21 protein-coding genes are annotated in these 22,765 nt (G+C 64.0%); 13 read left to right on the top strand and 8 right to left on the bottom strand.

Annotated features, from left to right (window positions below; all coding sequences use genetic code 11):
- The first annotated feature begins 28 nt into the window (after positions 1–28).
- The 11 genes from NKH35_RS14555 (at position 29) to NKH35_RS14505 (ending at position 10,107) form a co-directional block, all read left to right on the top strand.
- Positions 29–1,027 (top strand): ABC transporter permease, encoded by a 999-nt coding sequence (locus NKH35_RS14555; protein ID WP_023673048.1) that lies wholly within the window; start codon positions 29–31, stop codon positions 1,025–1,027.
- A gap of 39 nt (positions 1,028–1,066) precedes the next feature.
- Positions 1,067–1,837 carry an SDR family oxidoreductase gene (locus NKH35_RS14550; RefSeq protein ID WP_031194897.1) on the top strand — a complete coding sequence of 257 codons (771 nt, stop codon included), beginning with the start codon at positions 1,067–1,069 and terminating at the stop codon, positions 1,835–1,837.
- 149 nt (positions 1,838–1,986) lie between these two features.
- Positions 1,987–2,814 (top strand): AraC family transcriptional regulator, encoded by an 828-nt coding sequence (locus NKH35_RS14545; protein WP_023696208.1) that lies wholly within the window; start codon positions 1,987–1,989, stop codon positions 2,812–2,814.
- Positions 2,815–2,925: 111 nt separating this feature from the next.
- Complete coding sequence (locus tag NKH35_RS14540) at positions 2,926–3,369, top strand: SRPBCC family protein (protein ID WP_352915067.1); 444 nt, start codon at positions 2,926–2,928, stop codon at positions 3,367–3,369.
- 16 nt (positions 3,370–3,385) lie between these two features.
- Entirely contained in the window at positions 3,386–4,180 is a 795-nt protein-coding gene (locus NKH35_RS14535) for an FAD binding domain-containing protein (protein ID WP_023673044.1), read from the top strand.
- A gap of 60 nt (positions 4,181–4,240) precedes the next feature.
- The gene (locus tag NKH35_RS14530) at positions 4,241–4,723 is read left to right on the top strand and encodes a (2Fe-2S)-binding protein (protein ID WP_023673043.1); all 483 of its coding nucleotides are present in this window, start codon (positions 4,241–4,243) and stop codon (positions 4,721–4,723) included.
- Positions 4,724–4,734: 11 nt separating this feature from the next.
- Positions 4,735–6,102 carry a xanthine dehydrogenase family protein molybdopterin-binding subunit gene (locus NKH35_RS14525; protein ID WP_352446074.1) on the top strand — a complete coding sequence of 456 codons (1,368 nt, stop codon included), beginning with the start codon at positions 4,735–4,737 and terminating at the stop codon, positions 6,100–6,102.
- 1 nt (position 6,103) lies between these two features.
- A complete protein-coding gene (locus NKH35_RS14520) occupies positions 6,104–7,108 on the top strand; it encodes a xanthine dehydrogenase family protein molybdopterin-binding subunit (protein ID WP_023699673.1) in 1,005 nt (334 codons plus the stop codon).
- A 7-nt stretch (positions 7,109–7,115) separates the two neighbouring features.
- Positions 7,116–7,997: an AAA family ATPase gene (locus NKH35_RS14515; RefSeq protein WP_352915063.1), complete on the top strand. Its 882-nt coding sequence runs from the start codon at positions 7,116–7,118 to the stop codon at positions 7,995–7,997.
- 86 nt (positions 7,998–8,083) lie between these two features.
- The gene (locus tag NKH35_RS14510) at positions 8,084–9,220 is read left to right on the top strand and encodes a vWA domain-containing protein (RefSeq protein WP_352915060.1); all 1,137 of its coding nucleotides are present in this window, start codon (positions 8,084–8,086) and stop codon (positions 9,218–9,220) included.
- Positions 9,220–10,107: an amidohydrolase family protein gene (locus tag NKH35_RS14505; protein ID WP_023705629.1), complete on the top strand. Its 888-nt coding sequence runs from the start codon at positions 9,220–9,222 to the stop codon at positions 10,105–10,107. Before NKH35_RS14510 ends, NKH35_RS14505 begins: the two co-directional genes overlap by 1 nt.
- Before the next feature lie 45 nt (positions 10,108–10,152).
- On the opposite strand, the gene NKH35_RS14500 is transcribed toward NKH35_RS14505, so the two are convergent.
- The 7 genes from NKH35_RS14500 to NKH35_RS14470 all read right to left on the bottom strand — a co-directional run bounded on the left by NKH35_RS14500 (position 10,153) and on the right by NKH35_RS14470 (position 19,332).
- The gene (locus NKH35_RS14500; RefSeq protein ID WP_023729419.1) at positions 10,153–10,560 is read right to left on the bottom strand and encodes a carboxymuconolactone decarboxylase family protein; all 408 of its coding nucleotides are present in this window, start codon (positions 10,558–10,560) and stop codon (positions 10,153–10,155) included.
- A gap of 248 nt (positions 10,561–10,808) precedes the next feature.
- On the bottom strand, positions 10,809–12,305 hold the full coding sequence (locus NKH35_RS14495) for a sugar ABC transporter ATP-binding protein (RefSeq protein ID WP_023687942.1): 1,497 nt from the start codon (positions 12,303–12,305) through the stop codon (positions 10,809–10,811).
- Positions 12,305–13,354: a hypothetical protein gene (locus NKH35_RS14490; RefSeq protein WP_352915056.1), complete on the bottom strand. Its 1,050-nt coding sequence runs from the start codon at positions 13,352–13,354 to the stop codon at positions 12,305–12,307. The genes NKH35_RS14495 and NKH35_RS14490 overlap by 1 nt, the downstream gene beginning before the upstream one ends.
- Complete coding sequence (locus NKH35_RS14485; protein WP_352915053.1) at positions 13,351–15,474, bottom strand: ABC transporter permease; 2,124 nt, start codon at positions 15,472–15,474, stop codon at positions 13,351–13,353. The genes NKH35_RS14490 and NKH35_RS14485 overlap by 4 nt, the downstream gene beginning before the upstream one ends.
- A 79-nt stretch (positions 15,475–15,553) precedes the next feature.
- Positions 15,554–16,579: a sugar ABC transporter substrate-binding protein gene (locus NKH35_RS14480; RefSeq protein ID WP_023668177.1), complete on the bottom strand. Its 1,026-nt coding sequence runs from the start codon at positions 16,577–16,579 to the stop codon at positions 15,554–15,556.
- Between the two features lie 60 nt (positions 16,580–16,639).
- Positions 16,640–17,626 carry an ABC transporter permease gene (locus tag NKH35_RS14475; protein WP_023733141.1) on the bottom strand — a complete coding sequence of 329 codons (987 nt, stop codon included), beginning with the start codon at positions 17,624–17,626 and terminating at the stop codon, positions 16,640–16,642.
- 272 nt (positions 17,627–17,898) lie between these two features.
- The gene (locus NKH35_RS14470) at positions 17,899–19,332 is read right to left on the bottom strand and encodes a DHA2 family efflux MFS transporter permease subunit (RefSeq protein ID WP_352915050.1); all 1,434 of its coding nucleotides are present in this window, start codon (positions 19,330–19,332) and stop codon (positions 17,899–17,901) included.
- A 109-nt stretch (positions 19,333–19,441) separates the two neighbouring features.
- Between NKH35_RS14470 and NKH35_RS14465 the strand changes: the two genes are divergently transcribed.
- Together NKH35_RS14465 and NKH35_RS14460 are read left to right on the top strand one after the other, a co-directional pair.
- Entirely contained in the window at positions 19,442–20,443 is a 1,002-nt protein-coding gene (locus tag NKH35_RS14465; RefSeq protein WP_352915047.1) for an ornithine cyclodeaminase family protein, read from the top strand.
- Positions 20,440–21,948, top strand: coding sequence for an HAL/PAL/TAL family ammonia-lyase (locus tag NKH35_RS14460; RefSeq protein ID WP_352515215.1), 1,509 nt, complete (start codon positions 20,440–20,442; stop codon positions 21,946–21,948). Before NKH35_RS14465 ends, NKH35_RS14460 begins: the two co-directional genes overlap by 4 nt.
- Here the strand turns inward: NKH35_RS14460 and NKH35_RS14455 are convergent, their stop codons facing one another.
- Positions 21,949–22,752: a 3-methyl-2-oxobutanoate hydroxymethyltransferase gene (locus NKH35_RS14455; RefSeq protein WP_023725437.1), complete on the bottom strand. Its 804-nt coding sequence runs from the start codon at positions 22,750–22,752 to the stop codon at positions 21,949–21,951. It lies immediately after the preceding gene.
- Positions 22,753–22,765: the final 13 nt, after the last annotated feature.

Here is a 22,765-nt window from a genome sequence, read left to right as displayed (position 1 = left end):
CACCACGCACAGCACATGAAGGTCGACGATGGCACTGACAATTGACCAGCCGATCGAACAAAAGCAGCAATCCTTGCCGGCAAGACTGTTTGCCAGCCAGACCTTCTGGGTGGTGATCGCGGTCATCCTGGCCTGCCTGTTCCTGTCTTTTGCCACCGACGCCTTCGCCACGTCGAAGAACCTGTACAACATCACCCGCAACATCACCTTCGTCGCCATCATCGCGCTCGGCATGACCTTCGTCATCATCACCGGCGGCATCGACCTGTCGGTCGGTTCGGTGCTCTGCCTGTCGTCGATGGTGCTGGCCGTCACCATGCATGCCGGCTACTCCATAGAAGTCGGCATCCTCGCCTCGATCGCCACTGCGCTCGCCATAGGCGCCTTCAACGGCATCATGATCGCCTATCTCGGCTTTCCACCCTTCGTGGTGACGCTCGGCATGCTGTCGATTGCCCGCAGCCTCGCCATGGTCGCCTCCAACAACACTGTCGTCTTCCAGTTCGGCCCGGATCACGACAAGCTTCTGGCGCTGGGCGGCGGCGCCTGGGTGTTCGGCATCGCCAATCCGGTCCTCTACATGATCCTTCTGGCGCTGATCACCGGATTCACGCTGCGCTGGACCAAGTTTGGCCGCCACATCTTCGCCATTGGCGGCAATGAGCACGCGGCGACGCTGACCGGCGTTCCCGTCAAGCAGATCAAGGTCGCCGTCTATATGATCTCGGCGCTGGCGGCGGGCATTGCCGGCATCATCCAGACCGGATGGCTGGGCGCCGTCACCACCAATCTCGGAACCGGCATGGAACTGCAGGTCATCGCCGCCACGGTCATTGGCGGCGCCAATCTCGCCGGCGGCGTCGGCACCGCCTTCGGCGCCATTGTCGGTGCCGCGCTCATCGAAGTGATCCGCAACAGCCTTGGTCTGCTCGGCATCAATGCTTTCTGGCAAGGCGTGTTCATCGGCGGCGCCATCCTGCTCGCGGTGCTGTTCGACCGGATCCGCAACTTCAGGCGCAATGACTGAATGTTTTTGGACTGAACCTTTCGGCTGGAAACCGTTGCCTTGACATCGAAATCCCTGTTCGAGCTCAACGGCCGGCTGGCGCTGATCACCGGCTCCGGCCAGGGCATCGGCCTGGCGCTGGCGCGCGGCCTTGCCGAGCATGGCGCAAGTGTCGTGCTCAACGGCCGCGATGCCGGCAAGGTTGCCGGTGCTGTCGCCGGCTTGCGCGACGCCGGCTTCAAAGCGCACCCCTCGACCTTCGACGTGACGGATTTTCGCGCGGTCGATGCCGATGTCGCCCGCATCGAGGCCGAGATCGGCGCCATCGACATCCTGATCAACAATGCCGGCGTGCAGTTCCGCGCTCCGCTCGAGGACTTTCCCGAGGAGCAGTGGGAGCGGCTGTTCAAGACCAATGTCTCCGGCGCCTTCCATGCCGGCAAGGCGGTCGCCCGCAATATGATCGCGCGCGGCAAGGGCAAGATCATCAACATCGGCTCGGTGCAGAGCGAACTCGCCCGGCCCAACATCGCGCCCTATACGGCCACCAAGGGCGCAATCCGCAATTTGACACGTGGCATGTGCACCGACTGGGCGAAATACGGCTTGCAGATCAATGCCATCGCCCCCGGCTATTTCCGCACCGAGATGAACCAGGCGCTGGTCGACAACCAGGAATTCTCCGCCTGGCTGGAAAAGCGCACGCCGGCCGGCCGCTGGGGGTATGTCGACGAACTGATCGGCGCCGCCGTGTTCCTCGCCTCCGACGCCTCGTCCTTCGTCAACGGCCATACGCTTTATGTCGACGGCGGCATGACGGCTTCGGTTTGACGGGAAACCCTATCGCTCAGTCTGAAAATCCGTCGGCATAAGCGGCCCCCCAAGCTCACCACACCTCCCAGCCTTGACGCGACCCCGAACTCAGCCGCACAATCCCGTTGCAGGCGAAGGGAGGCCAGTCGTCTGCGGGAGGTATACCCATGACGGACGCGATCAGGCTCTATTGGGGCCGGTTCGGACATGTTTCTGTCCTGAATGTCGCCAGCGACTTCGTCACCCATGCGCATGTCGAGGCCCACATCATCATCTGGCTGGAGGGCACGGCCGGCGAGATGACCGTCGGCCGCGAGACGGTGCCGCTGGGTCCCGGCACCGCCGCCGGCATCAATTCCTACCAGCCGCACAGCCACATTCTGTCGCAGAACGGCAGGCCCGGCCTGTTCCTCGCCTTCTACATCGATCCGGATTGGGCGCGCCGGCGCCGCGACCTGCCTTCGTCGGCGCCGTTGTTTGCACAGGCCGCAATCACGCTCGAACCATGGCTGCACCAGGCCGCCGCCAATCTGCTCGACCATTTGAGCGAAAATGAAAGCATCGACGACGTCGCCAATTACGAGATCGAGCGCTTCATCGATAGCGTGCTCGACGCCGCCGACGCCTCGGCGCCGCCGGAGGTACGCATCCGCATCAACACCATGCAGGACTTTCGCGTCCGCAAGGCAATCCAGCTGATGAAGGCCAATGTCTGCGAACGCATCTCGTTCGACGACGTCGCCCGCAGCGTTGGCTTGTCGCGGCCGCATTTCTTCGCTTTGTTCAAGGAACAGACCAATTTGACGCCCAATGTCTACTGGAACACGCTGCGCATGGAGGAAGCCGTGCGGCAGCTGCAGTGGTCGCAGGAGCCGCTGATCTCGGTCGCCTGCAATCTCGGCTTCACCACCCAGGGCAATTTCTCGCGCTTCTTCCGCGACCATGTCGGCGTGCCGCCGACGCTTTACCGCGAAGCGGCGCGTGCCATGGCCTGAACGGGCCGTTCTTTTTCAGACTCCTTGATAGGGCCGCAAGACCCATTGATAAGCGCAGCGCCGGCCGCCGCCCTACCCTGCAGCGTATCGAATTCGTAGGGGAATGATCATATGGCTGAAGTCACCGTCTCCAGCGTCATCGACGCGCCGGTCGAAAAGGTCTGGGCGCGCATACGCGACTTCAACGGCCTGCCGGGCTGGCATCCGCGCATGGTCAAGAGCCATATCGAAGACGGCAAGAGCGCCGAAACCATCGGCTGCGTGCGTAATTTCGAGCTCGCCAGCGGCGCGCGTATCCGCGAGAAACTGCTCGACTTCTCCGATTCGAATTTCCGCGTCAGCTACTCCATCCTGGAGACGCCGCAGCCGCTGACCAATCACAAGGCAACGCTGCAATTGCGCCGCGTGACCGACGGCGACCGCACCTATGCTGAATGGACCGCGAGCTTCGACGCGGCGCCCGAAGAGGCCGACAAGATCGCCGCCGGCATGGCCGCCAATGTCTTCCAGGGTGGCTTCAATGCATTGAAGAGCCATTTTTCTGGCCAGAGCTGAGTCAGGGGAGACTGCCATGGCGCTTGCCCTCCAGACCTTTTCGGCCGTCAGGGATGCCAACGCGGCGCTGAAGGCGCCCGGCACCCGCTATCTCGGCGGCGGCACGTTGGTCGTGCGCGCCGCCAATGAAGGCGATGTCTCCGTCACCGGCCTCGTCCGCTCGACTGATCCGGCCCTCTCCGGGATCACCGTTGCCGGCGGCAAGGTCCGCATCGGAGCTTCGGTGACAATGGCGGCCATCGCCCGCCATCCCGAGCTTGCGGCGCTGTCCAGGGCTGCGCGCGCCGTCGGCGGCCCGGCGATCCGCAATATGGCGACTGTCGGCGGCAATCTGTTCGCACCGGCGCCCTACGGTGATTTCGCTGTCGCCCTGCTGGCGTTGGATGCGACGGTCGGCACCGATGATGGGGAATTGCCTATCGAGGATTTTCTGGCCAGGCGGGACGACAGCCGCGCCATCGTCACATCAGTCGCCTTCGCGTTGCCGAAGGCCGAGAATTTCCGCTTCCTGAAAGTGTCGCGGGTCAAGCCGAAGGGCGTCTCCGTGCTCAGCATCGCCGCCGTTCTCGAACAGGCCGGCGACGGCACTGTCTCCTCGGCGCGGATCGCGCTCGGCTGCATGGCAGACCGGCCGATGCGCGCCCGTGCTGCGGAAAAGGCACTGATCGGCAGCAGGCTCGAGCAGGACGGCGTCGCAGCGGCGCTGGCTGCAGCCGGTGAAGGCACCTCGCCAATCACCGACCCGATCGCCAGCGCCTGGTATCGCGCCGAGGTTCTGCCGGTCCATCTCGGCCGGCTGCTGCTTACTTAACCACCGCTTGGGGGGCGCGCGTCTGTCCGATCAACCGGGCAGGCGCGCTGGGAGGAAAACATGGCAAAGGTTCCGGTTCAGTTCACGCTCAACGGCTCGGAGAAGGCCGAATTTGTCGACAGCGGCACGACGCTGCTGCACGCGCTGCGCGACAAGATCGGCGACACCTCGCCCAAGGGCGGCTGCCACCAGGGCACCTGCGGCGCCTGTTCGGTCATCATCGACGGCGAACTCCGGCTCTCTTGCCTGACGCTGGCCGAGACCTGCGGCGGCGCCGACATTCGCACCACATCGGGCCTCGCTGAGGCCGGCGTCCTGCATCCGCTGCAGCGTGCCTTCCTCGACGCCTTCGCCACGCAATGCGGCTTCTGCACGCCGGGCATGATCATGGCCGCCAAGGTGCTGCTTGACCACACGCCCAATCCGAGCCGCGAGGATGTGGTCGAGGCGCTGTCCGGCAACATCTGCCGCTGCACCGGCTACGAGCCGATCATCCAGGCGGTGCTGACCGCGGCCCGAGCCAATTCGCAGAACGCGGCCTAAGGACCAAAAGAATGGAACTGCGCAAAAACTATTTCGCCGATCAGCGCAAGGACGGCCTGCACGAGATCGGCCATGGGCGGCCTCGGCTGGATTCGCCGGGACATGTGACGGGCAAGACCGCCTATTTCGCCGACCGCAACTTCCCGAATATGCTTCACCTGAAAATGGTGCGCAGTCCGCACCACCATGCCCGCATCCGTTCGATCGACACTTCCGAAGCGGAGAAGCATCCCGGCGTGGTGAAAATCCTCACCGCCAAGGATGTGCCGCACAATGTCTACACCATCCTGATCCTGATCCAGGTCGGACCGGAAGACGAAACGGTGCTGGCCGACGGCAAGGTGCGCTGGAAGGGCGAGGCCGTGGTGGCGGTGCTGGCCGAGACCGAGCGCGCGGCTCAGGAAGCGGCAGCCAAGGTCAAGGTCGATTATGAGGTGCTGCCGGCCGTCTTCGACATGGAAGAAGCGCTGAAGCCCGGCGCGCCTTTGGTCAACGAATATCACGGCCAGAATTATTACCTCTATGACAGCGGCGAATGCCGCAAGGTGCGCTTCGGCGATGTCGAGGCGGGCTTCGCTGGCGCCGACCACATCCTGGAACAGAGCTACCAGTCCTCGCCGATCGAGCATGCGCCGACCGAGACCACGGGCTGCGTCGTGGTGCCCGAAGGCAATGACCGCTTCACCTGCTACACCAACACCCAGGCGATGTTCTTCACCCTCGACAACGCGTCGATCATCCTGCAGATGCCCGGCTCCAAACTGCATTTCGTCGGCGGCACTGTCGGCGGCGGCTTTGGCGGCAAGGTCGACGTCATCGTCGAGCCGATCGCCATTCTTGGCGCCAAGCTGACAGGACGTCCCGTCTCCTTCATCTACAGCCGCGAAGAGGAGATGCAGATCTCCTCACCCCGCGCCGCCGAAAAGATAATCATCAAGGACGGCGTGATGAACGATGGCCGCATCGTTGCGCGCAAGGTGACCGGCTATACCGATGCCGGCGCCTATTCGCGCCACTCGCCTTATGGGGCGCAGAAGGGTGCCGCGCACTATCCCGGGCCCTACACCATTCCCAATGTCTGGATCGACACTTATTGCGTCTATACCAACCGCACCCCCTCCTCCGCCATGCGCGGCTTCGGCGTCACCATCGGCGACTTCGCGCTTGAGGTGCAGATGGACAAGCTGGCGCGGCTGATCGGCATGGACCCGCTCGAATTCCGCTTCATCAACGCCTATCGCGATGGCGACATGAAGGCGCATCGCCAGCCGACCGAAGGAGCGGCGCTGATCGAGTGCATGCAGGAGGCGTCGCGCGCCGCCAACTGGCCGGTGGCGGAGAAGTATATGGCGATGTCCTCCTACACGAAGGGAGCTTGAGATGGCGATAAGGCGCGGACGCGGCGTCGCCGCGATCAACTACCCGACGGGCATGAACCTTGGCGGCGACCCGACGCAGGCGCTGGTGCATTCGACGCCGACCGGCAATTTTATGGTCACACTTTCGTCGGTCGATCTCGGCCAGGGCCTGAAGCAGATCATGGCGCAGATCTGCGCCGAGACCATCGGCGTGCCGACCGACCGGGTCACCATCGACACCGCCGACACCGACACCGGCCCGCACTGCATGGGTACCTTCGCCTCGCGCGGCACCCACCGCGCCGGCAACGCCGTCATCCAGGCGGCCAAGGAAGCGCGCCAGGTGATGTTGGAAGTGGCGGCGGAAGAGCTGGAGGTCAACGCTTCCGACCTTGAGACTGACGGCCAGGGCAATATTCTGGTCAAGGGCGCGCCGCAAAAGTCGATCTCGATCTTCGATGTCGCCTTGTCGGCGCATTTCAAGCGTGGGCGCTCGATATCCGGGCGCGGCATGTTCCTGATCCCGCGCTCCTATCCGGAGAAAGAGACCGGCGCGATGAAGCCGTCGACCTGCTACGCCCATGCCTGCACGGTGGCCGAAGTCGAGGTCGATGACGAGACGGGCGAGGTTACGGTGCTGACCGTGAAGAACGTCTTTGAGATCGGCCGCGCGCTGAACCCGAAAATGGTCGAGCAGCAACTGGTCGGCGGTTCCTGGATGGGCATCAGCCACGCGCTCTACGAAACGACCGAGCCCTATTATCCCAACCGCGACCATGGCGGCACCGACTTCAACCAGTATCTGATGCCGGGACCGGGCGATCTCGCCCAAACCGAGATCATCGTGCTGGAGCGGCCGTCGGCGGATGGTCCTTACGGTGCCAAAGGACCAGGCGAAATGTGCGCGAACCCGCAGATCCCCGCGGTTGCCAATGCCGTCTTCGACGCCGTCGGCGTGCGCATCGACACGCTGCCGATCACACCGGAGCGCATATTGCGCGCGCTGAAGGCGCAAGCGGCGAACTGAGGACGACATGCAGGAGCCGAATGCCGAGACTGTCGCGACCTCGCCGGAGGCGGTGGCACGCCACCTCGCTGGATCGCGCTACCTCGCCGACGACAGCCTGGCCACCGCCATCTTCCTGGCCATACGGCTCGGCAAGCCGCTGCTGCTGGAAGGCGCGCCCGGCGTTGGCAAGACCGAAGCTGCGAAGGCGATCGCGCAACTGCTTGGCCGCGATCTGGTGCGGCTGCAATGCTATGAAGGCATCGACGCAGCACACGCGCTCTACGAATGGAACTACCAGCGCCAGCTGCTCGCCATCCGCCATGCCGGCGAGCATGAGATCGACATCTATGACGACCGCTTTCTGATCGCGCGGCCATTGCTGCAGGTGCTGCGGGCGCCGGAGCAGCGCGTGCTGCTGGTCGACGAGATCGACCGCTCCGACCACGAATTCGAAGCGCTGCTTCTCGAATTCCTTTCCGATTTCCAAATCAGCATCCCTGAGCGTGGCACGGTCCGCGCCGAGGCGCAGCCGATCGTCATCCTGACCTCGAACCGAACCCGCGAACTGGCGGAGGCGCTGCGTCGGCGTTGCGTCTATCACTGGATCGGCTATCCCGACGCCGAGCGCGAAGCCGCCATCATCATGCTGCGCGCCGGCAATGTCGCCGAGACCACCGCGCGCGCCGTGGCGAATGCCGTGCAGTCGATCCGCGCGCGGCCACTGGCCAAGCCGCCCGGCATCTCCGAGGCCGTCGAATGGGCCAACGCCGCCACCATACTGGAGAAAGGCGGCAGCCCATGGCCGCAAGCCTTCCGCCGAGCCATCGGTGTGCTTATCAAGGACGAGGAGGATTTGTCCGCAATCGCGCCGGAGCTTGGCCAGATTGTCGAGGAGGCGCTGGGGTGACGTGTGAGGTCAACAGCTCGTTCATAGCGAGGTGGCCTCACCTGGGCACTGTGCAACGCTGGCAGGACAGAGGGGGGCGCGAAGGAATGATGCGTCAGGGAACCCTTCCTCTCGCCTCCGCGCCCTTCCTCGACTTCGCCCGGCTGCTGCGCCGCCACGCCTTTGCCGTCGCCCCCGAGCAGGTCTGCAGCTTCATGCAGGCGGTCACCCTGCTCGGCCCCCGCTCGATGGCCGACATCCGCGAGGCGGCGCTCGCAACGCTTGCCCCCCCGCCCGATCGCCGCGGCGAATTCGAGGCGCATTTTCGCGATCACTTCCATGGCGATGGCCAACCTTCCGTCGAAGGCGAGGAAGACGAGGAGACCCGCATCAAGGACGACGGCGGCACGCGCGAGAAGGAGAGCGAGACCATGCGCCAGGAGAAAGGCGGCGAGCTGTCGTCGGCAATCGAACAGCTCAGCAGCCGCGACTTCCTCCGCGACGACGATGGCCTTGGGCCCTTCCGCCGCAAGCTCGCTTCAGCCCTCCCCGCGCGCCGCTCATTCCGCACCGTGCGCACCCATTCGCGCGGCAAGCTCGATCTGCGCCGCTCGCTCAGGGAAATCGTCAGCGCCGATGGCGATATCCCCTCGCCGCAGCTGCGCCGCCGCCAGACGGTGGCGCGCAAACTGCTGATCCTGATCGACGTCTCCGGCTCGATGAAGCTGCACACGGCGGACTACCTCAAACTGGCGCACGCCGCCGTACAAGGTGCTGACCGTGCCGAAATCTTCACCTTTGGCACGCGGCTCACCCGCATCACGTCCGCACTGCGTATCCGCGATCGCGACCAGGCTCTCGCCCGCGCGGCGGCACTCGTCGACGACTGGGACGGCGGCACGCGCATGGGACCGACCTTGCTCGCCTTCCTCTCGGTGCCGCGTTTCTCAGCTTTCGCCCGCGGTGCCGCTGTGATCATCCTGTCGGACGCGCTGGAGCGCGGCGACCATGCCGATCTCGAGACCGCAATGCGCCGGCTGAGCGCCCGCGCCTTTCGCCTGTCGCTGGCCACACCGCTGGCCGGTGACCCGCGTTTCCTTCCCGCCACGGCAGCACTCCGCGCCATCCTGCCTGATCTCGACGATCTCATCGACGGCTCGTCGCTCGGGAGCCTCACCGATTTCGTCCTGTCGCTCGCCCGCCCCGCCCCGGCGGCGTCGGCAATCTGGAAAAGGGTATCGTGATGCAGAAAGCCATCGACGCGCATTTCCACATCTGGCGCCAGCAGGACCAGCCATGGCTGGTCGGGCCGATGGTGCCGCGCATTTTCGGCCCCTACGAACCGATCCGCCGCGACTATCCGATCGAGGAATTTCTCGCCGATCAGCAAGGCGCAGGTGTCGAGAAGGCCGTCTATGTCCAGACCAACTGGGCCAAGGAGGATTTCGAAAAAGAAGTCGCCTTCCTGCAGAAGACTGCCGACCAGACCGGCTGGCCGCACGCTATCGTCGGCTATACCGATATGACTGTCGACGATGTCCGGCCCCAGATCGATCGATTGAAAAAGTACCCGCTGCTGCGCGGCGTGCGCATGCAGCTGCATTGGCACGAGACGCCGGCCTTCCGCTTCGCTGCCTCGGCCGATCAGGTCATCGACCCCAGGGTGCGGGCCAATGTCGCGCGGCTTAAAGACTATGGCCTGTCCTTCGACCTGCAGCTTTTCCCCGCCCAGATGAAGAACGGGCTGACGCTCGTCGGCGAGAACCCCGACACCAATTTCATCCTCACCCATGCCGGCATGCTGACCGGCATGGAGCCGGAAACCACCGAGGCCTGGAAAGCCGGCCTGAGTACTCTATCAACAGCGCCGAACTTCTACGCCAAGCTGTCGGGCCTCGGCACCTTCGCCCACCGCAACGATCCGGCGTTGATTGCCTACATCGTCGACAATGCCATCGACATTCTGGGCGCTGACCACCTGATGTTCGGCTCCAACTTCCCGATAGAGAAGCTCTGGACCAGCCACGCCGAACTGATCAAGGCGCATCGTGCAGCCGTGGCGAAGCACGGTCCGGTGGCGGAAGCGGATATCTTTTGGAATACAGCAGAGAAGGTTTACAGACCGGCATAGCGCACGCTTTCCCTTCTCCCACAGGGGAGAAGGGAAAGCCGCCCCTCACTTCACTTCGAACTCAGGATCGACCGGAATCTGCATCGCAGTCACCAGATGGTTGGTCTGCCCGGCCAGCCCGATGATCGACACCAGATCGCCATGCTGCGCATCGGTCAAGCCTTTGGCCCGCGCCGCAGCCGTGTGCGAATGGACGCAATAGGAGCAGCCATTGGCGGTCGACACAGCGATGTAGATCATCTCCTTGGTCAGCGGATCGATGGCGCTTTCCGTAGCCATCACCACTTTCACCTGGTCCCATGTCCGTTTCAGCAAGGCCGGATCGTTGGCCAGCCCGCGCCAGAAATTGTTGACGAAGTCCGACTTGCGCGTCGCGCGGATGTCGTCGAACACAGCCTTCGCAACCGGGATTTTTTCGACCTCGGCATCGCTGAGGAGTTTTGTGGCGGCCATGGCGTTTCCTTTCGTTGAATCGGTGGATCAGGTGGTTGAATCAGGTCTCGAGCAAGGGCGGCTAACCGGCTATTCCGATTCAGTTTTTGATGCTGACAGAACCATGGCGATTGGCCGAAGCATCTCAGCTTCGTCATTCAGGGGCGAAGCAGGCGCGAAGCGCCGTCGCGGAGACCCGAGCATGACGAAGGCGCTGAGGCCTTGGCCAATTGGTGACGTATGCGCACCGTCAAACACCGACCGGCAACCTAGTGCACTGCCGCATACATGATCTTCTCCTCCGTCGCCTCCGCCGGCGAGAACTCCTCCACGATGCGCCCCTGTCGGCACACCAGAATCCGATCCGACAGGTTCATGATTTCCGGCAGGTAGGACGAGATCACCACCACGGCCAACCCCTCGTCGGCCAGCCGGTTGATGATCTGGTGGATCTCGGCGATGGCGCCGACATCGACGCCGCGCGTCGGCTCGTCGAAGATCACGATACGCGGCTGCTGCACCAGCCCCTTGCCGATCACCACCTTCTGCTGGTTGCCGCCGGAAAGCTCGACCACGCGGGCATTGTCGTTGATCGCCTTGATGTTCAGCGTCTTCGTCCATTCAGCGGAAAGCGTGCGCATCTCCTGCTGGTTGATCACCCAGGCCTTTTCGCGGCCCGCCGCCAGGAGCCCGCCGAACAGGTTCTCGGCAACGCCCATCGTCTCGAAAATGCCCTCGCTCTTGCGGTCCTCGGTAACATAGACGATGCCGTCGGCGACCGCTTCGCTCGGCACGATATAGCGCACCGGCCGGTCGTCCAGCTCGATGGCGCCGCCGCGCAGGAAATCGCGCTTGTAGATGCCGGAGACGATCTTGAAGGTCTCGGTGCGGCCGGAGCCGATCAGCCCGAACACACCGGTGATCTGTGCCTGAAAGATCGAGAAGGAGGTGTTGCGCACGACATTGCTCATCGAAATGTCCTGCACCGACAGCACCTTCTTGCCGGCCTTGCGCAGCCTGGCCTCGTCGCGCTGGCGGTAGATCTGTCCCGACAGCGTACGCCCGACCATGGCGGCGACGATCTTGTCGCGGTCGAAGGCCGATGTGTCGTCGGTGATCACCAGTTCGCCATCGCGCAGGATTGTGATGCGGTCGGCGATCATCAGCGCCTCTTCCAATGCATGGCTGATGAAGACGATCGAGACGCCGTTCGCCTTCAGCCGCCGGATCAGTGCGAAAAAGTGCCGCTTCTCCTCCGGCGTCAGCGTCGCCGTCGGCTCGTCGAAGATGATGATCTCGGCATTGTGGTGAACGGCGCGCGCGATCTCGACCATCTGACGCTTGGCCGCGCCCAGCGTCGCCACCATGGCGTTCGGGTCGACCGGGAAGTTCAGCGATTGCAAAAACTGTTGCGCCGAAATGTAGGTGCCGCGCAGCCGGTTGAGAAACTTTTCGGTGCCGAGATAGAGGTTTTGCGCCACTGTCATCGACGGCACCAGGCTGGTCTCCTGGAACACCATGGCGATGCCGGCCTCGAGCGCCGCATGCGGCGAGGCGTAGGCGATCTCGCGGCCTTTGTGGAACATCTTGCCGGAAGTGGCGTCGACGACGCCGGCAATGATCTTGGTCAGTGTCGATTTTCCGGCGCCATTCTCGCCGAGCAGCGCGTGGATTTCGCCCTTGCGCAGTTCGAAGCTGACTTGTCTGACCGCGGGCACGCCGCGATAGTTTTTGGTGACGTTTTCCAGGCGCACGATCGGTTCCATCAGAGACCTCCTGCGTCGATGGCCAGCACGCAATCGCCGCCCCTGGAGGCGATGAACAGGCGGCCGTCCGTTTCCGCCACGCTGCAGATGCCATGGCGCCTGCCGTCGGCGCGGCTGTGCAGGCTGAATTGCGGCTGCATGTTCTGATCGAGCCTGACCACCAGCCCATAGGAGCGGCTCGGCGACCAGGGCTTGTGGATGCCCATGGTGCGGATGCCGCCGCATTGCAGCGGTTCGAGGAAGCTGCGATTGGAGGCCAAAGCCGGCGCGATCCAGTAGGCCGGCGCCACCTGGTTTAGCATGTCGCGCCGATAGTGGGTTTCCTGGAGAACGAATTCGATCAGCCGTTTGCGTGGCGCGAACAGAGCCAGCCACGCGCCGCCATCGCCGGCCGGCGCGAGGCGCGCGGGATAGCCGGGCAGATGCGTCAGCACGGTCGAGCGGCTACCGGTCGCACCATCGAAGCGAACGAGCTGGTGACGCCAGCTTTCGCTGACCAGCACATCCCGCCCAATGGGATGCAGCCCATAGGGAAAGGCGATCTCGCCGGCCACTTTGCGGAACCCGCCGCCGGCTGCGTCCCGCCTCCAAAGCGATCCGGACGCGCCCTTCTTCATCAGGTCGGCGGCCCATAGCGACGGCGCATGCTCAGCCGAGCCATTGGCCAGCCACAACGTGTCGTCCTCGGCATAGGCAAGCGCGGTGATGCAGCTGACGCCGGCCGGCAGCGAAACCTCCTTGCCGGCAACCAGCAGCTTGCCGCTTTCCAACCCCACCGTCAGTTCGCCCGACAGTGATAGAGCCAGCGCCGTGATGGGGGAAAGAAAGGTCCCGACAACCTTCGGCTCCACCCCTGCGGCAAGCGAATATACCGCATTGCCGCTGGAAACGAGCAGCCGGCCATCGGCAACCAGAAGATTGTCGGGCTCCGTCAAATCGGCGAACACTGGCGCCTCGTCCAGCCGCGTGTTGGGACGGAAGGCACCGTCGAGCGGTGGGATGGTCACCGCCTTGCCACGAAACAGGTCGAGCACAGGATCGAGGATCATGGCTTCGCTCCCCAATAAGAAGCGGAACTGGTCCAGTTCGGGTCGGCGCCCGCAATCTTGTAGCGGCCGATGCGGTTGTTAAGGATGCCGCCGACGAACAGGAAACCCTTGTGCTCGCGCATCGAGGTGACCATCGGATGCGCGCCGCCGGTGAGGTCGCCCATCGCCTCTACAATGCCGGCCTTGTCGTTGAATTTCACCACGCCGCCGGTGTTGATGTTGGGGAACAGCCACTCGTCCTGCGGCAGCCGGCGCGTCATGCGCTTGCGCATATCGGGATGGCGCAGCGACAGGTCGAAGCTCGGCGTGCGCATGCCGAGCCATGCCATCCAGTAATTGCCGTCCGACGCCCGGTTGATGTTGTCGGGATAGCCCGGCATGTCGCGGATGACGCATTCGGCGGTGCCTGCTTTCGGCCCTTCCAGCCAGTATCGATGCACACGGCAGGCCCAGCTCTCAGCGAAGAACAGCGACTTCCCGTCATGCGCCATGCACACGCCATTGGTGTAGCGGTAGCCGTCGAGCAGTGTCTTCGTCGAACCGTCCTTCGGGTCATAGACCAGCAGCCGGCCGGTGGCGCGGTTCTCGATCGAGTCCAGCGCCCAATCGTGGGCGTCATAGCGCTTGGTGGAGTCAGTGAAATAGATCCGCCCGTCCGGCGCGATGTCGCAATCGTTGGGGTCGCGCAGCCGCGCATCGTCGACGATCGAGGTCCAGGAACGCGACGTCTCCGCCGACAGGCGTTTCACATCCCGATCCGGCGAGACGGAATAGAGCCCCATGGCGCCGACGCAGCTGATCAGATTGCCCGATTTGTCGAAGGCCAGGCCCAGCGGAAAGCCGCCGATGTGGGCAAACACCTCCGACTTAACGTAATCCGGCGCGAAGAAGCGGACGATCTCGCCATGGCGCGTGCCGCAATAGAGGTGATCGTCGCGGTCGAGGATGACGTCTTCCGGCCCTTCCAACTCGCCGAGCCCGATATGGTCGGCCGCCGACAGCCGGTTGTCGAGCGCGTAGGGCGTGCCTGAGCCCGGCACCGCAGACTGTGTCTCGCCCATCTTGAGATAGACCGGCGCGACATAGACTTCGTTGAGCACCTTATGGCGGTTCTTCAGCCAGCGAATGTCGATCGTCACCGCCACCGCCAGCATGATGCCCAGCACCATCTGGTTGGTGCCGGTGCCATAGCCCAGCCGGATCAGCCCGTTGGTCATGGTCAGCACGATGATGGCGCCCATCAGCCCCTTGATGACCGAGCCGCGGCCACCACCCAGGCTGACGCCGCCGACCACCGCCGCCGTCAGCGCCATGATCTCAAGGTTGAGGCCGGTGCCCGGCCCTGCCCCACTCAGGCGGCAAGCGATCAGGAAGCCGCCGATCGAGGCGCAGAAGCCGGAAAAGACATAGGTCATGAACACGGTGCGGCGCACGCGAATGCCGGCATTGTGCGCCGAGCGCCTGGATCCGCCGACCGCCAGCACATGCCAGCCCGGCCGTGAGCGCGTCAGCGCGATATGGGTGACGATGGCAAGAATGATCGCCAGCCACACCGAGACCGAAAGCCCCCAGAAGGTGCTGTCGCCGATGAAGTCGAGCACATCGGATGTCGCCTGGGAAAGCTGCACGTCTGCGGCATAGGTGGTGACGAGAATATCGAACAGCGCCCGGCCAAAAATGAAGGTGACCAGCGTAGTCAGAAAGGCGCGCAGCCTGAGATAGCCGACGAGGTAGCCGTTGACGGCGCCGAAGATGAGCCCGGTGGCAAGCGATGCCGCCAGCGCCAGCCAGATAGACTGTTCGAGGATGAAGAAGACATAGACGGCGGAGAAGCAGGACAGCGCGAAGATCGAACCGACGGACAGATCGATGCCGCCGCCCAGCATCACCACCGTCATGCCGGTGACCACCATCGAGAACTCGCCGAGCTGGCGGGTCGATTCCTGCAGCGAGGTCAGCTTGAAGAAGCCGGGAATGATCGAGCCGAACACGCTGAGCGTCGCCACCAGCGCCAGGAACGGAATGGCGTTGTCGGTCCAGCGTTTTGTCAGGATTTCGCCGACCAGATGGTCGGGCACGAGATTGTAGCGCCATGACTGGAGGCGTTCGCGAAAGGACATCGGCGGCTGCTATTCCATGAGGGAACGAGGTGACCGGATTGTCCAGCCACCTCGTTTATTTCAGTCGAAAAAGCGCGGCTTACTTCGCCGCCGCTTCGGCCTGCAGCGCCTTCAGGTCCCAGCAGCTGTCGGGCTTGAGGTCGGCCTTGGTCGTAGCCTTCTCCAGTGTGTAGATGTAGGTGTGCGACGTGCCGGCCGGCTGGCCGCTCTGCAGCAGGAACTTGATGATAGCGTTCATGTCGCCGGACTGGCGGGCAAGGTCTGTCATGACAACGGCGCCGTAAGTTCCGTCCTGCAATTTGTCGCAATCGGCCGCCTTCTCGCCGCCGCCGGTGGTGACCAAAAAGACCTTGCCGTCGAGCTTGGCGTCGCGGATGGCGGCGGATGCGCCGGTGGCGTCGCCATCCCAGAAGTCGATGATCGAGCAGATGTCGGGGTTCTGCTGCAGCATTGTCGTCGTCACGTTGCGCGACGTCGTCGGATCCCAGTTGGAGTCGGGCTTGGCCACGACTTTGAAGTCGGGGTGCTTCTCCAGCACCTTCATGATGCCGGCATACTGGTAGAGACTGGACGAGTTGGCCTGATCACCCTGCACAAGGCCGATCTTCTTCGACGAATTCTCGCCGCAGCCCTTGATCGCCGCTTCGGCCTCGAGTTGGCCGAGCCGGTCCCAGTCACTGCCGACAAAGGCGTCGGCCGGGAAGTTGGCGGGATTGTCGACCAGTATGACGTAGGTGCCGGCGGCCTGCGCCTTCTTCATCAGCTTGGAATAGGAGTTGAGATCCGGCGCATGGATGATCAGCACGTCCGGCCTTGTGTCGGACGAGATCGCGTCGGTGATCGCCTGTGCACCGGCATCGACGACCCAGTTCGGATCGCGTGTTTCGAAGGTGCCGCCCCAGGCCTCGACTTCCGTCTTCAGATAGTGCGACCAGCCCTGCGCAAGGTCGAAGCCCATCGCCAGCGGCACCAGCATGACGCGCTTGCCCTTGAGCGCCTGCGCGTATGCGGCCGGGCCCGGATCGTCGGCGGCGAAGGTCGGCGCGACGAAGGCGGTAGCGGCAAGCGCCGTGGCGGCCGCCATCAGTGTTCTGATCAGTTTCATGTCACATCCTCTGTTTTTCACTTATTGCCGGCCGGTCGGCATGACCCGGTCGGGTACCCCTTAGATGTCGCCCTGCTGCGCGGTCTGTTCGTCACGCGGATTGATGATGCCGTCGACGATGATGGCTCCGAGCAGGATCGCCGCCTTGATCAGGTTTTGATAGAGCAGCGGAATGTCGATGATGGTCATCGCGTTCGACAGGATGCCGATCAGTGCAGCGCCCACCAGCACATTGCGCACCCCGCCCCGCCCGCCGGAAAGGCCGATGCCGCCGATCACCGCCACCAGCACGATGTCATAGAGCAGCGTCGAGTTGACGACGCGGGTGTTGATCGAATGCAGGCTTGCCGCCGTGAGCAGGCCGGCGATCAGCGCGACAAAGGCCGAAACCACATAACGCAGCACCAGCATTGGCCGCACCGGAATGCCGATGTTGCGCGCGGCGACCGGATTGTCGCCGGCGAAATAGATGTAGCGGCCCCATTTGGTGTAGCGCAGGAACAGGAAGAACAGGAAGGCGAGCCCGGCGAAGACGAACACTTCGATCGGAATGTCGAGGAAACGCAGGCCGCCGAGCAGCTCCACCCAATGGCCCTGAGGCACCGGCACCGCATCCTGCGTGATCAGTTGCGAGCGGACATAGCCGAAGACGAAGGAGCCGGTCGCCAGCGTCACGAAGATCGCCGGCACGTCGGCATAAGCGACGAGAAAACCGTTGAGCAGGCCGATGGCGAGCACGCCTGCCAGCACATAGGCGAAGGCGAGACCATCAGGCGTTCCGGCGTTGAGCAGTTGCAAATACCAGGCGACCGACATCGCCATGATCGCCACCGCCGACAGGTCGATGCCCCTGCCGATTATGACGACCGCCATGCCGAGCGCCAAAATACCCAGCACCGACACCGAGCGGACGATGGCAACGAGATTGTTGGCAGCGATGAAACCAGGCAGCCCAATGGCAGCGGCGACGAACAGCACCACGGCGATGGCAAAGACAATGCCTTCCTGGTTCAGGCTCCTGAAATGTGGCCAGCCAATCGTGTTCATGTCTGCATTCGCCCCGATGGCAACTCTGCCACCCCTTCCGAAGAAAGCTAATCGGCTCGGCGCCGCTTCGTCAAATGAATCCGCGCTCGGAACGCCCGTTGGCAGTGATAATCTTCCAGTGGACGCACCGATTGCTAGAACTGGCGCAATCCTAGGAAAAGGCTGCGCTTTTGGCATTCCGTTGCGCCATTGCGCGTATGCGCAAAGGTGCCGTTCTGAGGCGAAAGCACAAGGCGGAATTAATTGCCGCCTGAGCGGCGAAAATCGCGAATTCAGGTCCTGGTCAGGTGGCCTGAAACTTCGGCGCCTGCGCCGGGCGGCAGCACGAGGAACCGCAACGCCGCCACCAGCCCGATGGCGCCGATGACCAGGAAGGCGATGCGAAAATCGACGAGGTCGAGCGCCGGCCGGCCCCTGACGATCTGCGACAGGTTGAGGATGGCAGCCGCCACCGCTACGCCGAACAGCATCGATATCTGCTGCAGCATGGAGGACAAAGTCGCCGCCGAGTTGCGCTGCGCGGCATCGATGTCGGCGAAGGCCAGAGTATTCAGCGCCGTGAACTGCATCGAGCGCGTCAGGCCGGCGATCAGCATCAGCGCTACCACCAGCGCCTGCGGCGTCTCCGGCGAGATCGCCGCGCACGCCATGATCGAGGCCGAGGCGATCAGGCCGTTGACGACCATGACCGTGCGAAAACCAAAGCGTCGCAGCATCGGCGTCGTCACCGTCTTCATGCCGAGATTGCCGAGGAAGTAGGCCACGATCATCAAGCCGGCATCGACCGGCGAAAGGCCAAAGCCGACCTGAAACAGCAGCGGCAAAAGGAACGGCGTGGCGTTGATCGCCACGCGAAAAATGGTGCCGGCGGCAAGCGTCGAGATGGCGAAGGTCTGCACCCTGAACGCGCTGAGATCGAGCAGCGGATGCGGCGCGCGCCGGAGATGCCGCACCGCCAGCCAGCCGATGACGATGCCGGCGGCAACCAGCAGCACGGCGGGCAAGGCGCCGTCTTCCGGATGTGCGATGCGCTCAAGGCCGTAGAGCAGCAGCGCGAGCCCCAGCGACGTGAGGAAAAACCCCGGCCAATCCAGCGGCTTGGGATCGGCCGCGCGGTCGCCCGGAATGAAGCGCGCGACCAGCGCCAGCCCGACGAGCCCAAGCGGGATGTTGATGAAGAAATTCCAGTGCCAGGAGAGATAGGTTGTGATGAAGCCGCCAAGCACCGGCCCGACCACGGGCGCAAACAACGCCGGCCAGGTGATCAGCGCCGTGGCGTTGAGCAGCTCCGACTTCGACGCATTGCGCAGCACAAGGATGCGGCCGACCGGCGTCATCAGCGCGCTGCCCAGGCCTTGCACGACGCGAGCGGCAACGAACTGAGGCAGACTTTGCGAGAAGCCGCAGGCCAGCGAGGCCAGCGTGAACAGTACGATCGCCAGCAGGAAGATGTTGCGCGCGCCGAAGCGGTCGGCAAGCCAGCCCGACAGCGGCACGAACACTGCCATGGTCAGCATATAGGCGGTGATGCCGATGCTCATCGCCACCGCCGGCACGCCGAAGGATTGTCCCATCTGCGGCAGCGAGGTCGAGATGATCGTCGAATCCAGCAGCTGCATGAAAAACGCGATGGCGACGATCAGCGCCACGCGCCGCGCATTGCTGGCGGTTACGGCGGAAGCCTCGGTGTCGGGAACGGCAGTCATGGCGAACCGCGTTGAACAGCATATGGCTGGCCCCGTCCAGAGCTTATCCAACAAACTTCCGTGTCGGCTCGCAGCCTGTTATGGATGGGCGGGCGGCCAAGGACATTGCATGAAGCCTATCTATATCGACTACCTCAATGGCCTCGATATCGAAGCCCTGGAGATGACCGACGGCGAAATCATTGCCGCTGTCGAAGCCGGGCTTATCGCGCAAGGCAATGGCCAGACGGTGATCGAGCCGCGCGTCCATCTTGAACCCGCCCCTTCCTTCCATGGCCATTTCAACGTTCTGCGCGGCTACGTTGCGCCGCTCGATACGGCGGGCGTGAAAATCGTCGGCGACTATGTCGACAATTATCTGCACGGGCTCCCTTCAGAATTTGGCATTCTAAACCTGTTCGATCCGCGCACCGGCACGCCGCGCGCCATTCTCGACGCCACCGTCATCACCGACATGCGCACCGGCGCCGTCACCGCTATCGGCGCCAAACATCTGGCGCGCAAGAACTCCAAGGTGCTGGCCCATATCGGCGCGCGCGGCACCGCCTACTGGAATGTGCGCCTGCTCGACCATCTCTTCGACTTCGACGAGATCCGCGTCCATTCGCGCCGCCCGGAAAGCCGCGACGGCTTCGCTGCCAAACTCTCGGCCGGTCTCGGCAAGAAAGTTACCGCGGTTGCCGACTGGGAAAGCTGCATCAAGGGCGCCGACATCGTCGTCGAAGCCTCACGGCTGCCGGAGCCGCAGCCGCTGCTCAAGACCGAATGGATCAAGCCCGGTGCGCTGGTCGTGCCCTATGGTACGATGAGCGCGGTGGAGCTGTCATTGACCGACATCATGCAGAAAATGGTCGTCGACGACTGGGGCCAGTGCAAAGGCGGCAAGTTCGGCTCGCTGCGCGCCCATGTCGAGACCGGGCGGCTGAGCGAAGCGACGCTGCACGCCGAGCTCGGCCAGATCGCTGCCGGTCTCAAGCCGGGACGCCAGAGCGACGACGAGACGATCCTGTTCTGGCATCGCGGCCTGTCGCTGTCCGACATTGCGCTGGGCAAGGCGATGCTGGCCAAGGCTGCTGATAAAGGCATCGGCCAGAGGCTGCGCTTCGCATGAGCGCGCTCGTCCTCACCGGCGCCGGCGTCAGCGTCGAGGATGTCGCGGCGGTCGCCCGCGCCGGCCGCAAGGTGGAGGTTGAGCCTGCTGTCATCGAGAGGCTCGACAAAGCGCGAAAAGTGCTCGATCAGGTCGCCGCGTCCGGTCAGCAAATCTATGGGCTCAACACCGGGCTCGGCGCCAATCTCGGCACATCGGTCGAGGGCGATGCCAGCGCCTTCCAGCGCCAGTTGCTGGAAGGGCGAAGCGGCGCTGTCGGCGAACCGTTGCCCCAAGAGGCGGTGCGGGCGACCATGCTTGCGCGCGCAGCGATGCTGGCAGTCGGCGGCTCCGGCATTTCGCCGGCGGCTTTCACCGCCCTTGTCGATGCGCTCAATGCAGGCGTGCATCCGGTAATGCCGCAGTTGGGCTCGATCGGCGCCGGCGATCTCGTGCTGATGGCGGCGCTCGCCCGTCTGCTGACCGGCGACGGCGAAGCTGACTATCAGGGTCGGCGCATGCCGGCGGCCAAGGCGTTGATGATGGCGCGGTTGGCTCCGATCAGCCTGGCGCCGAAAGACGGCCTGTCGCTGATCAACGCCTCGGCGGTATCAGCCGGCACTGGCGCGTTGGTACTGGCCGACGCGCTGTCGGCCTTTGCGCAACAGCAGCAGGCCGGCGCGCTGACCATGGAAGGGTTTGGCGCCAACCGCACCATCCTCGATCCGCGCCTGCATCTGGCGCGGCCGGCAGCCTGCCAGCAACTCGCGGCCAAGGGCTTGCGCTACCTGCTTGCCCGCGACGAAGAGCCGGCGCCGACCACCCTGCAGGACCCGCTGTCGATCCGCTGCATGCCGTCGATCCATGGTGCATTGATCCAGGCGATCGACCAGGCGCGGCTGGCGCTGGAGATCGAACTCAATGCCGCCGCCGACAATCCACTGGTGCTGGGCGATGACGGGCTGGTTCTGTCGACCGGCAATTTCCACACCGCATCGCTGGCGCTGGCCTTCGAGACGCTCGGCCTGGCGATCGCACAATGCGCCGCGGCAAGCGTTGCCCGCTTCATCCAGCTCGCCGGCTCCGGTCGCAACGGTCTGCCCAGATATCTGTCGCCGGTTGGCGGCGCCTCGGCCGGTTTCGTGCCGCTGCAAAAGACGGCAACGGCAATCCTGGCCGGCATCCGCCACAAGGCCAATCCGGTGATGCTGGATTTCCTGGCCGTGTCCGAAGGCGTAGAGGACCACGCCACGCAGACGCCGCTTGCCGTGTCGAAATGCGCCGGGATGATCGCGCTGTGGCGACGGCTGATCGCCTTCGAACTGATGGCCGCCGCGCAAGCCGTGGACCTGCGCGACGGTCTCAAGCTGGCGCCCGGCACAGCAGCGGTCCATACCGCGGTGCGCGCGCATGTAGCGATGCTGAGGGAAGACCGGCCGCTGGGAACAGACGCCGAGGTGCTCCACGCAATGCTCGCCGACGGAACATGGCAAGGCGCTGCGACGACCGGCAAAGAGGCCGAGTAGTCAGCCCTTTGCGTCCACCCGTTTCATGAACAGGCTGAGCTCGGCCGGATCCATGCGCACGACATGCCTGTCTTCCGGATAGGCGCCGCTATCGACGTCGGCAACGTACTCGGAAAACGCCGCGACGCGTTCGGCCTGCAGGCGATCGTACTCGGCGGCGAAGTTGCGGTAGACCTTGGAATGGCGCGGCATGTGGCCCCGGTTCTGGCCAAGAATATCGTCGGCGAACAGATACTGCGCGTCGCAGCCGGTGCCGGCACCCATCGACAGCATGATCAGCGAGGTCCGTTCTGAGATCGCCTTCGCCACCTCGACCGGCACCACTTCGATCTCGGCGCCAAGCGCTCCAACGGCCTCATACTGCTTGACCGCCTCAAAAATCTGCATGGCGGTGTCGGCGGTCTTGCCGACGGCCTTGAAGCCGCCGGTCCAGGTGGCGCGGGACGGAATGAGGCCGACATGGCCGATCACGGGGATCGCGTCGTCGGCGAGCCGCTTCACGGTGGCGAAACCGGCGCTGCAATAAACGGCGTCGGCTCCGGCCTTGTAGAGCCGGAACGCCCAGCGCAGGAAATCGTCCGCCGTGCCTATTTCATAGAAGTTCTCGCCCGGCATGGTGAACAGGCTAGGCGCCGCATCGCGATACTCAGGGTTGAGCACCAGCTCGGGCGGCACCGAGACGATATCGACCCCTGCCCGCTCGGCAGCCTCGGCCTCGTCCATGGTCAGAACGCGCAGCATGGTCAGCTGGCGCTTGCCCTTCATGGCGCGCAGATCGGCGACGGTCGGTCTCTTTCGGCTCATCGGGATGTCCCTG

The sequence above is a fragment of the Mesorhizobium sp. M1143 genome (genome assembly GCF_040318435.1).
GTDB lineage: Bacteria > Pseudomonadota > Alphaproteobacteria > Rhizobiales > Rhizobiaceae > Mesorhizobium.
This window is presented reverse-complemented; position numbering and strand designations above follow the sequence as displayed.

What these genes read in the sequence shown, in the direction of transcription:
- NKH35_RS14555 (WP_023673048.1), top strand. Translation starts at nt 29, where the DNA reads ATGGCACTGACAATTGACCAGCCGATCGAACAAAAGCAGCAATCCTTG.
- NKH35_RS14545 (WP_023696208.1), top strand. Translation starts at nt 1,987, where the DNA reads ATGACGGACGCGATCAGGCTCTATTGGGGCCGGTTCGGACATGTTTCT.
- NKH35_RS14540 (WP_352915067.1), top strand. Translation starts at nt 2,926, where the DNA reads ATGGCTGAAGTCACCGTCTCCAGCGTCATCGACGCGCCGGTCGAAAAG.
- NKH35_RS14535 (WP_023673044.1), top strand. Translation starts at nt 3,386, where the DNA reads ATGGCGCTTGCCCTCCAGACCTTTTCGGCCGTCAGGGATGCCAACGCG.
- NKH35_RS14530 (WP_023673043.1), top strand. Translation starts at nt 4,241, where the DNA reads ATGGCAAAGGTTCCGGTTCAGTTCACGCTCAACGGCTCGGAGAAGGCC.
- NKH35_RS14525 (WP_352446074.1), top strand. Translation starts at nt 4,735, where the DNA reads ATGGAACTGCGCAAAAACTATTTCGCCGATCAGCGCAAGGACGGCCTG.
- NKH35_RS14520 (WP_023699673.1), top strand. Translation starts at nt 6,104, where the DNA reads ATGGCGATAAGGCGCGGACGCGGCGTCGCCGCGATCAACTACCCGACG.
- NKH35_RS14515 (WP_352915063.1), top strand. Translation starts at nt 7,116, where the DNA reads ATGCAGGAGCCGAATGCCGAGACTGTCGCGACCTCGCCGGAGGCGGTG.
- NKH35_RS14510 (WP_352915060.1), top strand. Translation starts at nt 8,084, where the DNA reads ATGATGCGTCAGGGAACCCTTCCTCTCGCCTCCGCGCCCTTCCTCGAC.
- NKH35_RS14505 (WP_023705629.1), top strand. Translation starts at nt 9,220, where the DNA reads ATGCAGAAAGCCATCGACGCGCATTTCCACATCTGGCGCCAGCAGGAC.
- NKH35_RS14500 (WP_023729419.1), bottom strand. Translation starts at nt 10,560, where the DNA reads ATGGCCGCCACAAAACTCCTCAGCGATGCCGAGGTCGAAAAAATCCCG.
- NKH35_RS14495 (WP_023687942.1), bottom strand. Translation starts at nt 12,305, where the DNA reads ATGGAACCGATCGTGCGCCTGGAAAACGTCACCAAAAACTATCGCGGC.
- NKH35_RS14490 (WP_352915056.1), bottom strand. Translation starts at nt 13,354, where the DNA reads ATGATCCTCGATCCTGTGCTCGACCTGTTTCGTGGCAAGGCGGTGACC.
- NKH35_RS14485 (WP_352915053.1), bottom strand. Translation starts at nt 15,474, where the DNA reads ATGTCCTTTCGCGAACGCCTCCAGTCATGGCGCTACAATCTCGTGCCC.
- NKH35_RS14480 (WP_023668177.1), bottom strand. Translation starts at nt 16,579, where the DNA reads ATGAAACTGATCAGAACACTGATGGCGGCCGCCACGGCGCTTGCCGCT.
- NKH35_RS14475 (WP_023733141.1), bottom strand. Translation starts at nt 17,626, where the DNA reads ATGAACACGATTGGCTGGCCACATTTCAGGAGCCTGAACCAGGAAGGC.
- NKH35_RS14470 (WP_352915050.1), bottom strand. Translation starts at nt 19,332, where the DNA reads ATGACTGCCGTTCCCGACACCGAGGCTTCCGCCGTAACCGCCAGCAAT.
- NKH35_RS14465 (WP_352915047.1), top strand. Translation starts at nt 19,442, where the DNA reads ATGAAGCCTATCTATATCGACTACCTCAATGGCCTCGATATCGAAGCC.
- NKH35_RS14460 (WP_352515215.1), top strand. Translation starts at nt 20,440, where the DNA reads ATGAGCGCGCTCGTCCTCACCGGCGCCGGCGTCAGCGTCGAGGATGTC.
- NKH35_RS14455 (WP_023725437.1), bottom strand. Translation starts at nt 22,752, where the DNA reads ATGAGCCGAAAGAGACCGACCGTCGCCGATCTGCGCGCCATGAAGGGC.